Genomic DNA, 12,245 nt, shown 5'->3' on the forward strand with positions numbered 1-12,245 from the left:
GTTTCTAAGAAGAATTCTCACTTGCAATCTCAAAAAGCAAGAGGCAGAACACGGGCAACTGATAATCATTCGCACCTAGGGACATCGAAGATGAAAACCGTGTTGCTTGCCGGCGTTGCCGCCTTTGCCCTCACCGCTCCGGGCCTGACCCAGGACGCGGATGCGACGAATGACGATGCCGATGTCATCGTGGTCGAAGCGACCTACACGAAGCTGGACGCCTTCGTTTATCCCGGCATGACGGCCTCCATCGACGCGGAAGCACTGGACCTGCGGCGCCCGGCAGATCTCGACGACCTCCTGCGCTCCATGCCCGGCCTCGACGTTGCCGGCGGCCCGCGCCGCACCGGCCAGACGATCGCACTGCGCGGTCAAGGGCGCGAGAACACCACGCTCCTGCTCGATGGTGCCCGGCAGAATTACTCCTCCGGCCATGACGGCGTCTTCTTCATCGACCCGGCCCTGCTGGTTGGCGTGGAAGCCGTGCGGGGGCCGGCGTCGGCGATCTATGGGTCCGGTGCGTCCGGCGGTGTCGTTTCCTTCCGCACCGCCAACGCCCATGACCTGCTGGATGACGGTGAAAGCTGGGGCTATTCCCTCGGCGCCGGTTACCGGTCGGTCGACGAGGAAACCCGCGGTTCTGCCAGCGTGTATGGCCGCGCCGGCACGGCGGACTTCCTAGCCTCCGTCTCCGCCCGCTCCTCCGGCGATATCAGCCTGGGGTCCGGCAATGACCTGCCGGCCGATGACGAATCCTTCTCCAGCCTGATCAAGATCGGCAATGATTTCGGCGACGGCCTGCGTGCCGAGCTGAGCTGGCAGAGCTTCTCCGGCGATGTCACCGAGCCCAATAACGGCCAAGGCAATGCCGGCGTCGATTCGCTGAACGCGCTCGTCGACAAGGACATCACGGCCGACAATCTGACCCTGACCGCCGCAATCGCGCCGAGCACGATCGACTGGCTGGACCTGGAACTGACGGTCTACCGCAATGAAACCGGCGTCGATGAGCGCGAGACGGTGTCCGGCCGGCAATTGCGCCGCGACCTGGAAACCGTCGGCATTCGCGGCGACCAGCGTTTCGAATTCAACCTGGGTGCCTATGAGGCCGGCCTGACCGTCGGCGGCGAATACTATGAAGACAGCCAGGACGGCTTTGACAGCGACGATCCGGACGGCACGCGGGGCGGGGCGCCGGATGCCGACAGCCAGTTCACGGCCGGCTGGGTCCAGCTCGAACTCGACGGTCCGGCGCCCTTCGGCCTGCCCGGCCGCATGATCGTTCTGCCGGGCGTGCGCTATGACGAGTTCGAGACCTCGACACCGTCCAGCGCCGCCGTGTCGAACGACGCCGTTTCACAGCGTCTGGGCCTGACCTATGCGCCGATCGATACGTTCAACGTCTTCGTCAGCTGGGGCGAGGCCTTCCGGGCTCCGTCCATCAACGAGCTCTATCTGGACGGCACACACTTCTCCTTCCCGCACCCGATCCTCGGCGCGCCGATCTTTGTGTCGAACGATTTCATCGCCAATCCGGACCTGCTGCCCGAAGAAACCGAAACGCTGGAAATCGGCTTCGGTGTCGATCTGGCGGACCGGGTCGGCGTCGACCGGCTGGACCTGCGCGCCTCCTGGTACGAAACCGAAGCGGAAAACCTGATCGACCTCTCGGTCGACTTCGCCTTCGACGGCAGCTGTTTCGCGCCGCCCTTCCTGCCCTGTACGGCCGGCACGACGCAGAGCAGCAATGTGGGTTCGGCCGAACTGTCGGGCTATGAAATCCAGGCGAGCTTCGCGGAAGGCCCCTTCTCGCTCGACGCATCGCTGACGGGGATCGATGGCAAGGATGCCCAGTCGGGCGATCCGATCGGTTCGCTGGCGCCGACGCGCCTGTTCGTCGATGGCCGCTGGAGCTTTGACCAGTACCGCCTGATCCTGGGCGGCCGCATCGAAGCGGCCGGCGAGTATGACGAACCGCTGGATCCGGCCGAGCATCGCGCTGGTTATGTGGTGACGGATGTCTATGCCCGCTGGCGGCCGTTTGCCGAGCACGGGCTGAGCCTGAATGCCGGCGTCGAGAACCTGCTGGATCACGACTATGACCGCGTTTTCGCCGGCGTCAGCGAGCCGGGACGTTCGGTGCGCTTCGATATCGGCTGGACGCAGAACTTCTAGAGCATTTCCAGCGAAAGTGGGGACCGGTTTCGCGGTTCGGAAATGCGACCCATGGAGACCGGCATTTCCAGCGAAAGTGGGGACCGGTTTCGCGGTTCGGAAATGCGACCCATAGAGACCGGCATTTCCAGCGAAAGTGGGGACCGGTTTCGCGGTTCGGAAATGCGACCATAGAGACCGGCATTTCCAGCGAAAGTGGGGACCGGTTTCGCGGTTCGGAAATGCGGCCACAAGCACTCAAGAGGGCGGGAGGCCTCCCCGCTCGCCCTCTCAATGTCTCCCGGCCGCTCCGGCCAGGGGAACCTCGTAGGTGGGAAACTACGAACTCATTGGTCCCGGTCTTCTTCAAGGCCGGGACCTTTTTTGTCCGCCAGTCAGTCTTGCCCGTCAGTTGGGGCGGCGATGACGCACCTGGGCGATCTCGTCCAGCTCGTCCTGTTCGGCCGCACGCACGGCTTTCTCGATCCGGGCCAGACGCCGTTCCTCGAGCAGCTCGTACTTCTTGAGCTCCTGGAAGGCTTCGGACAGCCGGCCACGCAGCGCATTGGCCTGGATATCCACTTCCTCGAGCGACAGGCGGATGTTTTCCTTCCGCTTGATCACGGCCTGGGCATAGGAGCCATAGGCCAGGAAGCCTTCTTTCGACTCCGCCGCGACCGCCTGCTCTTCCGGCACCGAGGCCTCGAGCCGTTCGATCTGGTCGATCAGAGCCTGACGGGAGCGATCGAGCTCTGCCATCTGTTTCTGGAGTTCTTCAACCTTGAACCGGGCCAGCCGGATCAAGGGTTCATGTGAGCGTGTCATGACCGCCCTCCTTCACCACCACCCAAAATCTCGGACAGCAGCGCGAATGTCGACGGAATGTCCGCCGCCTCGTCTTTTTGCTGCCCGAGGAATGCTTCCAACGGTTCGTTGAGAGCAATTGCCCGGTCCACATCCGGGTTCGATCCCTGGGTGTAAGCCCCCAGCCGGATCAATTCTTCCATATCGGCATAGGCCGACAGCAGTTTGCGCGCTTCAGCCACAAACGGGCGCTGCGGCGGGTCGTAAACTTCCGGTGCCGTCCGGCTGACGGACTTGAGAACGTCGATCGCGGGATAGCGGCCGCGCTCGGCAATGGCCCGGCTCATCACGACATGGCCATCGAGGATGCCGCGAACGGCATCGGCGATCGGCTCGTTGTGGTCGTCACCATCGACCAGAACCGTGAACAGGCCGGTGATCGTTCCCTGACGGCCGCCATCACGGCGTTCGGGGCCCGGTCCGGCCCGCTCGAGAAGACGCGGCAGCTCGGCAAAGACCGACGGGGTATAGCCCCGTGTCGTCGGCGGCTCGCCGGCGGCCAGACCGATCTCGCGCTGGGCCAGCGCAAACCGGGTCACACTGTCCATCAGGCACAGCACGTCCTTGCCCTGGTCGCGGAAATATTCCGCGGTCGTCAGGGTGAGGTGTGCCGCCTGCCGGCGTGCCAGGGCCGGCGCGTCGGAGGTTTCGGTAATCACGACAGAGCGCTTGCGGCCTTCCGGGCCCAGCACATCGTCGACGAATTCGCGGGCTTCACGGCCCCGTTCGCCGATCAGGCCGATGACGATGACATCGGCATCGCAGGCGCGCGCCAGCATCGACATGAGAACCGACTTGCCGACCCCCGAGCCCGCGAAGATGCCCAGACGCTGGCCGCGCCGCATCGGCACGAAGGCGTTGAGCACACGGACACCCAGATCGAGCTTGGTGCCCAGCCGCGCGCGACCGTGCGCGCCCGGCGGATTGCCCTTGAGCGGATAAGGAACACCGCCTTCGGTGAGTGGCGGACCATTGTCCAGCGGACGGCCGAAGCCATCTAGCACGCGACCCAGCCAGGCCTGCGACGGACGAACGCGGGCAGCTTCGGGCTGCAGGCGGACCCGGGCTCCGGGACGCACACCTTCCAGCGGACCGAAGGGCATCATCAGGGCGGTTTCGCCGCGGAAGCCGACGATCTCGCATTCCGCGACACCCTCGCCCGTCTCGATCAGGGCATGCGCGCCCAGCGAGAGCCCCGCCTTGGGGCCCTCGGCTTCGACGAGCAGGCCGTTCAGGGCGGTAATCCGTCCTTCCAGCACCCGGTCGTCGAGGCGATCGATGCGATCGATGAGGGTCTGCATCATACGGGAGATCCCGCCCTGCTTCCTGTGGCGAAAATGCCAGTTCCCGGAGACAATATACCCAACGCGGTTGCTCCGACGTAAACACCCGGCATTTTTTGCATGGCCGCGCACAGCTGATTCCAGGAAGCGCGCGGACTCGATTCCACCAGGTGAGTCTCGCAGCTGATACAATGTCCTGTGGAAAACTTGGAACCCCCTCCATGACGGGTTCCTGAGCCAATTTTCCGTTCCAGAACGGGCAGATCGCGCCTTTCGGAGGCTATACTTTATGCACGTTATATTTGATCAATTTGCGAAAAATTACGCCGCCAGGGGATTCATCACACGCGTTAACCCCTGAATCGTTAACGGGATTCTCGAATCAAGCGGATCGTCAGATTTTTCTCGAATTGACGATTCCAAAACGGGGTCAAGCAGCGCTTAACTTTCGTTAAGAGTTTCCGCCTAGCGTCCAAATAAGGTTAATCACAGACGTGAGGCCGGGCGGCACTGATTCGCCCGCACAACGAAACCGGAGGCGAACCAATGCGGGTTCTTCTTATTGAGGACGATCGGGCGACTGCCCAGTCCATCGAGCTGATGCTGAAGTCCGACGGCTTCAATATCTATACGACCGACCTCGGTGAGGAAGGCGTCGATCTGGGCAAGCTGTATGATTACGACATCATCCTGCTCGACCTGAACCTGCCCGACATGCCGGGCTTCGATGTGCTCAAGACGCTTCGCATGGCGAAGATCGACACGCCCATCCTGATCCTCACGGGCAATGCCGACATCGACAACAAGGTGCGCGGCCTGGGCTGCGGCGCCGACGACTATATGACCAAGCCTTTCCACAAGGACGAGATGATTGCGCGTATCCACGCCATCGTCCGCCGCTCGAAGGGCCATTCCCAGTCGATCATCCGCACCGGTTCGATCGCCGTGAACCTCGACGCCAAGACGGTCGAGGTCGATGGCCAGCGCGTGCACCTGACCGGCAAGGAATACCAGATGCTCGAGCTGCTCTCCCTGCGCAAGGGGACGACGCTCACCAAGGAAATGTTCCTGAACCACCTTTATGGCGGCATGGACGAGCCGGAACTGAAGATCATCGACGTCTTCATCTGCAAGCTTCGCAAGAAGCTCGCCGCGGCCACCAGTGGCGAACACTATATCGAGACGGTCTGGGGCCGTGGCTATGTGCTGCGTGACCCGGTCGAAGAAAAGGCGTCCGCCTGATCCGGCCTCACAACCGAACCTGAGAAAACCCGGGCGGCGACGTCCGGGTTTTTTCATGTCCCCTGTTCATTTCTGCCGCCGGCACAGCGTTCCAGGCCCATACGAGAAGAGCCCCCGCAGCGCAGCTGCAGGGGCTCTTGCCTGTTCCAGGTACGGACTATCCCTGTTGCGTCAGGCTGCAGCCGACTTGGCTGCGCCGGAGCGGCCATACAGGCCGCGGCGGCCTTCGACCGGTGCAAAGTCCTGGGACAGGCCGACCACAGTCTCGGCAGCCCCCATGATCAGATAGCCATCGCCCGCGGTCTGCGCGGCCAGCCGCTGCAGGATGCGCTTCTTGGTGTCGGCATCGAAATAGATCAGCACGTTGCGGCAGAAGATGACGTCGAACGTGCCCATGCCGGAGAAGTTCTCCAGCAGGTTCTGCTTCTGGAACGTCACCATTGAGCGCAGGTTCGGCTTGATGCGCCACTGGTCGCCGGACTGGTCGAAATGCGTCACCAGACGCTGGATCGCCAGGCCGCGCTGGACCTCGAACTGCGAGTAGACGCCGGCCTTGGCCTTTTCCAGCACGCGCGGTGCCATGTCGGTGGCAACAATCTCGAAGCGCAGGCCGCCCAGGCGGGCCTTTTCCTCTTCCAGAATCATCGCCAGCGAATACGGTTCCTGGCCCGACGAACAGGCGGCGCACCAGATCCGGATGGTCGACGTGTTGCCGCGGGCCCGCGAGAGCACCGGCAGGATTTCCTGCTTGAACAGGTCGAACGGCGTGTTGTCGCGGAAGAAGAAGGTCTCGTGCGTTGCCAGCGCCTCCGTAATCGCCCAGAGCAGGCGATCGCTGCTCTCACGGCGTGCCGCGGCGATCAGCGCCTCGATCGACGGATAGCCCTCGGCCCGTGCCAGCGGCGCCAGACGGCTTTCCAGCAGATACCCTTTGTCGGTCGACAGGACGAGGCCGGAACGCTTGTAGGCTTCGGCCGCCACGAAAGTGATGTCTTCGATCTTGATCATGGTCACATCCCGTTCTTCGCGCGCTGGACGATCGACGAACCGATCCGGTTGAGCGGCAGGATTTCGTCGGCCAGGCCCGCCGCGGCGACAGCGCCCGGCATGCCCCAGACCACACTCGTTGCTTCGTCCTGGGCCAGGATCGTGCCGCCGGCATTGCGCAGGATGCGCGAGCCTTCGCGGCCGTCATGCCCCATCCCCGTAAGGATGATGCCCAGCGCCTTGCCACCGGTCACCTCGGTCACCGACTGGAACAGCGGGTCGACAGCAGGGCGGCAGAAATTGATCGGCGGCGTCTGGTCGAGCACCGCGTAGAAACCGGCCGCGTCCTTGCGGACGGTCAGATGGAAGTCGCCCGGCGCAATGTAGAGACTGCCGGCAACGAGGCGTTCGCCGTCCTCGGCTTCCTTGCAGCGCAGGGACGAGGCCTTGGACAGGTGTTCCGCCAGGATCTTGGTGAACAAGGCCGGCATGTGCTGGGCCACCACGATCGGAACGCGGATATCGGTTCCGAAGGCCGCCACGACATCGCGCAGCGCCTGCGGGCCACCGGTGGAGGAACCGATGGCGATGATTTCCGGGCGCACCGTATGACGGGCGACAGCCCCACGCGAGGCTGGCGGCTGTGCCGTCGGTGCAAACGCCTTGCGGACCGGCGCGCTGGGCGCAGCAGGTGCCGGCGTGATGGTGCGGATCGCCGGTGCGGGCGAAGACGGGATGTCCCGTGCCGTGGGTACCGGCGGAATCGGGCGCGGCGCCAGAGCTTTCAGCTTGGACAGCAGATCGCGGCGGAACTCCTCGGCACCGGCCAGGCGGCCGGCCTGCGGTTTGGGTGCGTAGTCGGCAGCGCCCATGGACAGGGCACGGATGGTGACCTCACCGCCGCGGCGCGTCAGTGTGGAGGCCATCACGACCTTGCAGCCCGGCACTGCCTTCAGCAGCAGCGGCAGGGCGGCGAGGCCGTCCATCTTGGGCATTTCGACATCGAGCACGATCAGGTCGGGCTTGAGCTCCTCGGCCTTTTTCAGGCCCTGCTCGCCATCGACCGCCGCGCCGACAAGCGCGAGATCGGGATCTTCATCGACCCAGCGGGTCATCAGGCCACGTGCGACAGCGGAGTCGTCGATCACGAGAACCTTGGCAATGGGGTTGGCGGCCGCGCCCGTGGTGGCGAGTTCCGGCATGGGAAACTCCTCAGGAGGCGCGAAGCAATCCGGTTTGCTGCAGCTTGGATTCGATGATTTCACCGTCGAAGGGCTTCATGACGTATTCGTCGGCACCCGCACGCAGGGCTTCGGTGATGTGCGCCATGTCGTTCTCGGTGGTGCAGAACACCACGACCGGCTTGTCACCGCCCTCTTCCCGGCGCAGCGCCTTGACGAAGTCGAGCCCGTTCATGACCGGCATGTTCCAGTCGAGCAGGATCGCGTCGGGCATCTGCTTGCGGCAGGCGTCGAGCGCTTCGGATCCGTCCGCCGCTTCGACACATTCGAAGTCGAGCTCTTCAAGAATTTTGCGAGCGACTTTCCGGATCACCCGGGAGTCGTCCACGACGAGACAGGTTTTCATGCCTTACCCTCCGCTAGGCAGCCTTGTTGGTCTGGCCAGCCGTACCGATGACGGCCGAAACGTCGAGAACTGCGAGCAGTTCCTTCTCCAGCCGGTGAACGCCCTTGACCATGGAACGCCAGCGCGCATCGACATGGGCCGGGACCGGTTCGAGTTCGGCCCGCGGGCGACGCAGCACTTCACCGACACTGTCGACGATAAGTCCGAAGATTTCGTTCCCGCGTTCGACACCGAGTGCCATGCCGGTCTCCGTCTTTTCCCGCGGCGTCAGACCCAGGCGACGGCGGGCGTCGATGGCGGTGACGATACGGCCGCGCAGGTTCAGCAGACCGGCGACCTCGTCGGGGGCCAGCGGAACATGCGTTACCGATTGCGGCGCGAACACTTCGCGGATCGCATCGACCGGCGCGCCGAACAGCTGATCGCCGATACGGACGGACACGTACTCGTTCATCGCTTCGGCGCCGAGGCCGGAATTGTCGCTATGCTGCGAGCTCATGCCACTTTCTCCTCTTGGGAAACCTCGTCGAGCGCGGCAATCAGGGCACCGCGGTCGGAGCGCGGCAGGACGACCGTGAGGCCGTCGGCCGGTGTATCTTCGGGCCAGTCCGTGACAGCCAGGGCCGGCAGATTGGTCCACATGCCTTCATTGCGGATGCGATCGAGAGCCGCCGGGTCGCCGACGAGCGCATCGAAATGCTCGCCCGCTTCGGCAATCGACTTGACCTCGTGCATGCCGCCGGCCGGCGTCACGTCATAGCCGGCGGCAGCCAGCAGCGGCGCGATCATGCGGCGGGCAAAGGCATCGGCATCGACCAGCAGGACCTTGCGGCGGCGCGAGGCCGAGCGGCGCTGGATATCGCTGGCGCGCGACTGGTCGAGATACCAGGCGATATCGACCACATCCGTGGCCTTGCCCTTGATGATGGCAGACCCGATGACGCCCTGCTTGTCCGACGACATCTGCATGTCGACGCGTTCCTCGACGACGTCGACGATCTGGTCGACGGCGAGGCCGATGGCCGTGTGGTTCTCGGCGAAGACGAGGACCGGCAGACGCTGGCCTTCCGTGCAGCGGATTTCCGAGCCCAGCGGCACGATCGGCATCAGGCGGCCACGATACTGGACAACCTGGCGGCCATTGGTGGTCTCGATGGTATCCGGCTCGAACTCTTCCAGGCGCGTGACGAGGGCCAGCGGAACCGCCTTGGGTTCCGTACCGCCGGCGCGGACCAGGAGCAGACGCTGGGTCTGCTGTGCCAGTTCGGTGACCGAAGCGCTGGCCATGTCGTTCACGGCCTCCTCTTCCATCGCCGAGACGATCTCGCCGGCCAGGCCGTTCGGATCGAGGATCATGATGACAGAGCCGTCGCCCAGGATGGTCGCACCGGAATAGGCCGACACATTGCGCAGCGATTCCGAGAGCGGCTTCACGACGATTTCCTCGGTGTCGAGGACATTGTCGACGACGAGGCCGACATTGCGGCCGCCGGCGTCGAGCACGACCACGAAGGCCGCTTCGTCTTCACCGCCGCTATAGGCTTCGCCGACACCCAGCACATCGTGCAGGTCGACAATCGGCATCAGGCGATCGCGCAGACGCATCACGCGGGCACCGTGCAGTTTTTCGACCGTGTGCTCGGACCCGGCACCGACGCGCACCAGTTCGCGCACAGCCAGTTGCGGGATCGCGAAGCGCTGTTCGTCGCAGCCGACGATCAGGGCCGACACGATGGCTAGGGTCAGCGGGATCTTGATCGAGAAATGCGAGCCGCGGCCAGCCGTGGACGCCACGTCCACCACGCCGCCGATCTGCTCGATATTCGTACGCACCACGTCCATGCCGACACCGCGGCCGGACAGGTTGGTCACCTTGGCCGCCGTCGAGAAGCCCGGTGCGAAGATGAAGCGGTGAATCTGCGCTTCGGTCATCCGCTCCAGCTCGTCGTGCGTGGTCAGCCCCTTCTCCAGGGCCTTCTCGCCGATGCGCTTGGTGTCCAGTCCCTTCCCGTCATCGGAAATGGAGATGATGATGTGACCGCCTTCATGATAGGCGGACAGCTTGATCCGGCCCTTCTCGGGCTTGCCGGCCTTGACCCGGTCGGCCGGCATCTCGAGGCCGTGATCGGCCGAGTTGCGGACCATGTGGGTGAGCGGGTCCTTGATCAGCTCGAGCACCTGACGGTCCAGCTCGGTGTCCTGGCCTTCCATGACCAGTTCGATCTTCTTGCCGAGATCCGTCGAGACGTCGCGAATGATGCGCGGCAGCTTGCGCCAGGCGTCGCCGATCGGCTGCATGCGGGTCTTCATGACCCCGTCCTGCAGCTCGCCGGTAACGGCAGACAGGCGCTGGAGGGGCCCCTTGAGCTCCTCGTCTTCCATGCCGCGAATGGTCTGCATCAGCTGGTTGCGGGTCAGCACGAGCTCGGAAACGGTCGTCATCAGACCTTCCAGCACGTCCACTGTGACACGCACCGTCTGCTGGACACGCGGACCACCTTCACCACCGGCGACGTGATCGACGCCCTTCAGCTCGGCCATCGCCGACTGCAGCGCTTCTTCATGGCTCATATCGTCGGTGATGAACGCCTTGGGCGCTTCCGGCTCATTACCCGGGTCGACATCGGCGCTCATGAAGGCCGCTTCGAGTTCGGCAGCGGATACTTCACCCGGACGCAGTTCGCGTCCCAGTTCCGGATCGAAATCGCCGACGCCGAGGTGCTGCACCGGCGCACTCTCTGCCGGCGCGGCTTCGCCCGGATCATTGGCAGGTTCAACATCGGCGCTCTGGAAGGCCGCTTCCAGATCGGCCAGCGAGACTTCGCCCGGACGCAGTTCGCGGCCAAGGTCTTCGTCCCAGTTTTCAGGCTTCTGCGGCGCGTCCGGCTGGACGGCACCTTCCAGCTTGCCCATCGCCGCATCTTCGAGCTTGGCGATCAGGGCGCTGTCTTCGCCGGCCGGCTCGGCGCCGGTTTCCTCGAGCGATTCCAGCAGCACCTTGATCTGGTCGATCGCCTCGAGGACGAGCGTCACCATCGGCGGCGATACAGCCAGTTCGCCGTCGCGGAACTTGCCCAGCAGCGTTTCGCCAGCGTGAGCGACAGCTTCCAGGCGGGGAAGGCCCAGGAAGCCGCAAGTCCCTTTGATGGTGTGGAGAAGGCGGAAAATGTTGTCGAGAATGGCCCGGTCTTCCGGGTTATTCTCGAAACGCACCAGCTCCGCGTCGATGACGTCCAGGCTTTCGGCTGTTTCCGTCAAAAACTCGCTGATGAGATCATCCATGGCAGGCCCCGTGCGGTCTTGATTCCAGCACAACCTGCCAGCCCTTAGTTAACGGACTGTTGGCTCGGAGAGCCTATTCTCATCTACAATACGAATAGAATATTATCTGGTTTGGCTTCGCCTTGCAGGCCTAGCCGATCATGCCTTCCGGCGGTTTGACCAGAGCCACGAATTCCACACGCTCGCCATCCGCGTGTGCACTGACGCGGCCGCCGGCCGAGCGCGCGATGAGCGCTGTATAGTAGGGCTGGATCGAGCGTCCGTCGAAACCGTGCTCCGGCGCCTGGCCTTCCAGGGCAAGCGCGGTACCCGCCTCCAGCCGGGCCCGCGGGCCTTCCGTAACAATACGCAGACGCGCACCGCCGGCAGCATCCGTCGCCTCCACCGTCACCGTGCCGCCGCGTGGGGCTGCATCGACGCCGAGCGTGCACAGATTGAGCAGCAGGCGTGCGGCGGCCTTCTCCAGCCCCGAAGCCTCGACTTTCCAGACAATCTCCGGCTTGAAGGCCGAGAACATGTTCTCGGTCAGCCGGCGCAGTTCCCGGGTATCCAGGATACCCGGAGCCGATCCGCCGGCCCCGAATGCGAGACGCGAGAATTCCAGCTTCGCCTGGGCCTGGCGGGCACTTTCACGCACCAGACCCATCGCGTCCTCATGCATGTCTGCCGAGTCCTTGTCGTCCAGAACGCTCAGGGCTGCACCCAGGGCCGAAACGGGGCTGACAAGGTCATGGCAAAGCCGCGCGCACAGCAGTGCGGCGAGCTGTTCGGCGGTCAGTTCGGAGGGAAATTCGTCGAGCATGTCGTCATCGATACACGATTCTCGCTGCCTCTCGCCCCTTTTCG

Annotated in this window: 10 protein-coding genes; 2 read left to right on the plus strand and 8 right to left on the minus strand. The window is 64.0% G+C overall.

What is annotated here, in order from left to right; genetic code table 11:
• Positions 1 to 90: 90 nt before the first annotated feature.
• The gene (locus JJ918_RS03320; RefSeq protein ID WP_291883227.1) at positions 91 to 2,175 is read left to right on the plus strand and encodes a TonB-dependent receptor; all 2,085 of its coding nucleotides are present in this window, start codon (positions 91 to 93) and stop codon (positions 2,173 to 2,175) included.
• A gap of 387 nt (positions 2,176 to 2,562) precedes the next feature.
• Here the strand turns inward: JJ918_RS03320 and fliJ are convergent, their stop codons facing one another.
• Positions 2,563 to 2,979 carry a flagellar export protein FliJ gene (fliJ, locus tag JJ918_RS03325; RefSeq protein ID WP_291883230.1) on the minus strand — a complete coding sequence of 139 codons (417 nt, stop codon included), beginning with the start codon at positions 2,977 to 2,979 and terminating at the stop codon, positions 2,563 to 2,565.
• Positions 2,976 to 4,319, minus strand: a complete 1,344-nt coding sequence (gene fliI, locus JJ918_RS03330; RefSeq protein WP_367277631.1) for a flagellar protein export ATPase FliI — start codon at positions 4,317 to 4,319, stop codon at positions 2,976 to 2,978. Before fliI ends, fliJ begins: the two co-directional genes overlap by 4 nt.
• Positions 4,320 to 4,847: 528 nt before the next feature.
• Here fliI and ctrA point away from each other — a divergent pair.
• Positions 4,848 to 5,543, plus strand: a complete 696-nt coding sequence (ctrA, locus tag JJ918_RS03335; protein ID WP_271185652.1) for a response regulator transcription factor CtrA — start codon at positions 4,848 to 4,850, stop codon at positions 5,541 to 5,543.
• 171 nt (positions 5,544 to 5,714) lie between these two features.
• Here ctrA and JJ918_RS03340 read toward each other — a convergent pair whose 3' ends face one another.
• The 6 genes from JJ918_RS03340 to chpT all read right to left on the minus strand — a co-directional run bounded on the left by JJ918_RS03340 (position 5,715) and on the right by chpT (position 12,201).
• Positions 5,715 to 6,551, minus strand: coding sequence for a protein-glutamate O-methyltransferase CheR (locus JJ918_RS03340; protein WP_291883234.1), 837 nt, complete (start codon positions 6,549 to 6,551; stop codon positions 5,715 to 5,717).
• Positions 6,552 to 6,553: 2 nt separating this feature from the next.
• A complete protein-coding gene (locus JJ918_RS03345; RefSeq protein WP_291883237.1) occupies positions 6,554 to 7,732 on the minus strand; it encodes a chemotaxis response regulator protein-glutamate methylesterase in 1,179 nt (392 codons plus the stop codon).
• 10 nt (positions 7,733 to 7,742) lie between these two features.
• Positions 7,743 to 8,117 carry a response regulator gene (locus JJ918_RS03350; protein ID WP_291883240.1) on the minus strand — a complete coding sequence of 125 codons (375 nt, stop codon included), beginning with the start codon at positions 8,115 to 8,117 and terminating at the stop codon, positions 7,743 to 7,745.
• A 13-nt stretch (positions 8,118 to 8,130) separates the two neighbouring features.
• Positions 8,131 to 8,616, minus strand: a complete 486-nt coding sequence (locus JJ918_RS03355) for a chemotaxis protein CheW (RefSeq protein ID WP_291883243.1) — start codon at positions 8,614 to 8,616, stop codon at positions 8,131 to 8,133.
• Positions 8,613 to 11,399 (minus strand): chemotaxis protein CheA, encoded by a 2,787-nt coding sequence (locus JJ918_RS03360; protein ID WP_291883247.1) that lies wholly within the window; start codon positions 11,397 to 11,399, stop codon positions 8,613 to 8,615. The genes JJ918_RS03355 and JJ918_RS03360 overlap by 4 nt, the downstream gene beginning before the upstream one ends.
• Before the next feature lie 130 nt (positions 11,400 to 11,529).
• Positions 11,530 to 12,201 (minus strand): histidine phosphotransferase ChpT, encoded by a 672-nt coding sequence (gene chpT, locus JJ918_RS03365; RefSeq protein ID WP_291883250.1) that lies wholly within the window; start codon positions 12,199 to 12,201, stop codon positions 11,530 to 11,532.
• Positions 12,202 to 12,245: the final 44 nt, after the last annotated feature.

Source organism: Maricaulis sp. (assembly GCF_017642925.1).
In the GTDB taxonomy this organism is placed as follows: domain Bacteria; phylum Pseudomonadota; class Alphaproteobacteria; order Caulobacterales; family Maricaulaceae; genus Maricaulis.

Coding starts and splice junctions, on each gene's coding strand:
- JJ918_RS03320 (WP_291883227.1), top strand. CDS start 91: ATGAAAACCGTGTTGCTTGCCGGCGTTGCCGCCTTTGCCCTCACCGCT.
- JJ918_RS03355 (WP_291883243.1), bottom strand. CDS start 8,616: ATGAGCTCGCAGCATAGCGACAATTCCGGCCTCGGCGCCGAAGCGATG.
- JJ918_RS03360 (WP_291883247.1), bottom strand. CDS start 11,399: ATGGATGATCTCATCAGCGAGTTTTTGACGGAAACAGCCGAAAGCCTG.
- ctrA (WP_271185652.1), top strand. CDS start 4,848: ATGCGGGTTCTTCTTATTGAGGACGATCGGGCGACTGCCCAGTCCATC.
- chpT (WP_291883250.1), bottom strand. CDS start 12,201: ATGCTCGACGAATTTCCCTCCGAACTGACCGCCGAACAGCTCGCCGCA.
- JJ918_RS03345 (WP_291883237.1), bottom strand. CDS start 7,732: ATGCCGGAACTCGCCACCACGGGCGCGGCCGCCAACCCCATTGCCAAG.
- JJ918_RS03350 (WP_291883240.1), bottom strand. CDS start 8,117: ATGAAAACCTGTCTCGTCGTGGACGACTCCCGGGTGATCCGGAAAGTC.
- fliJ (WP_291883230.1), bottom strand. CDS start 2,979: ATGACACGCTCACATGAACCCTTGATCCGGCTGGCCCGGTTCAAGGTT.
- JJ918_RS03340 (WP_291883234.1), bottom strand. CDS start 6,551: ATGATCAAGATCGAAGACATCACTTTCGTGGCGGCCGAAGCCTACAAG.
- fliI (WP_367277631.1), bottom strand. CDS start 4,319: ATGCAGACCCTCATCGATCGCATCGATCGCCTCGACGACCGGGTGCTG.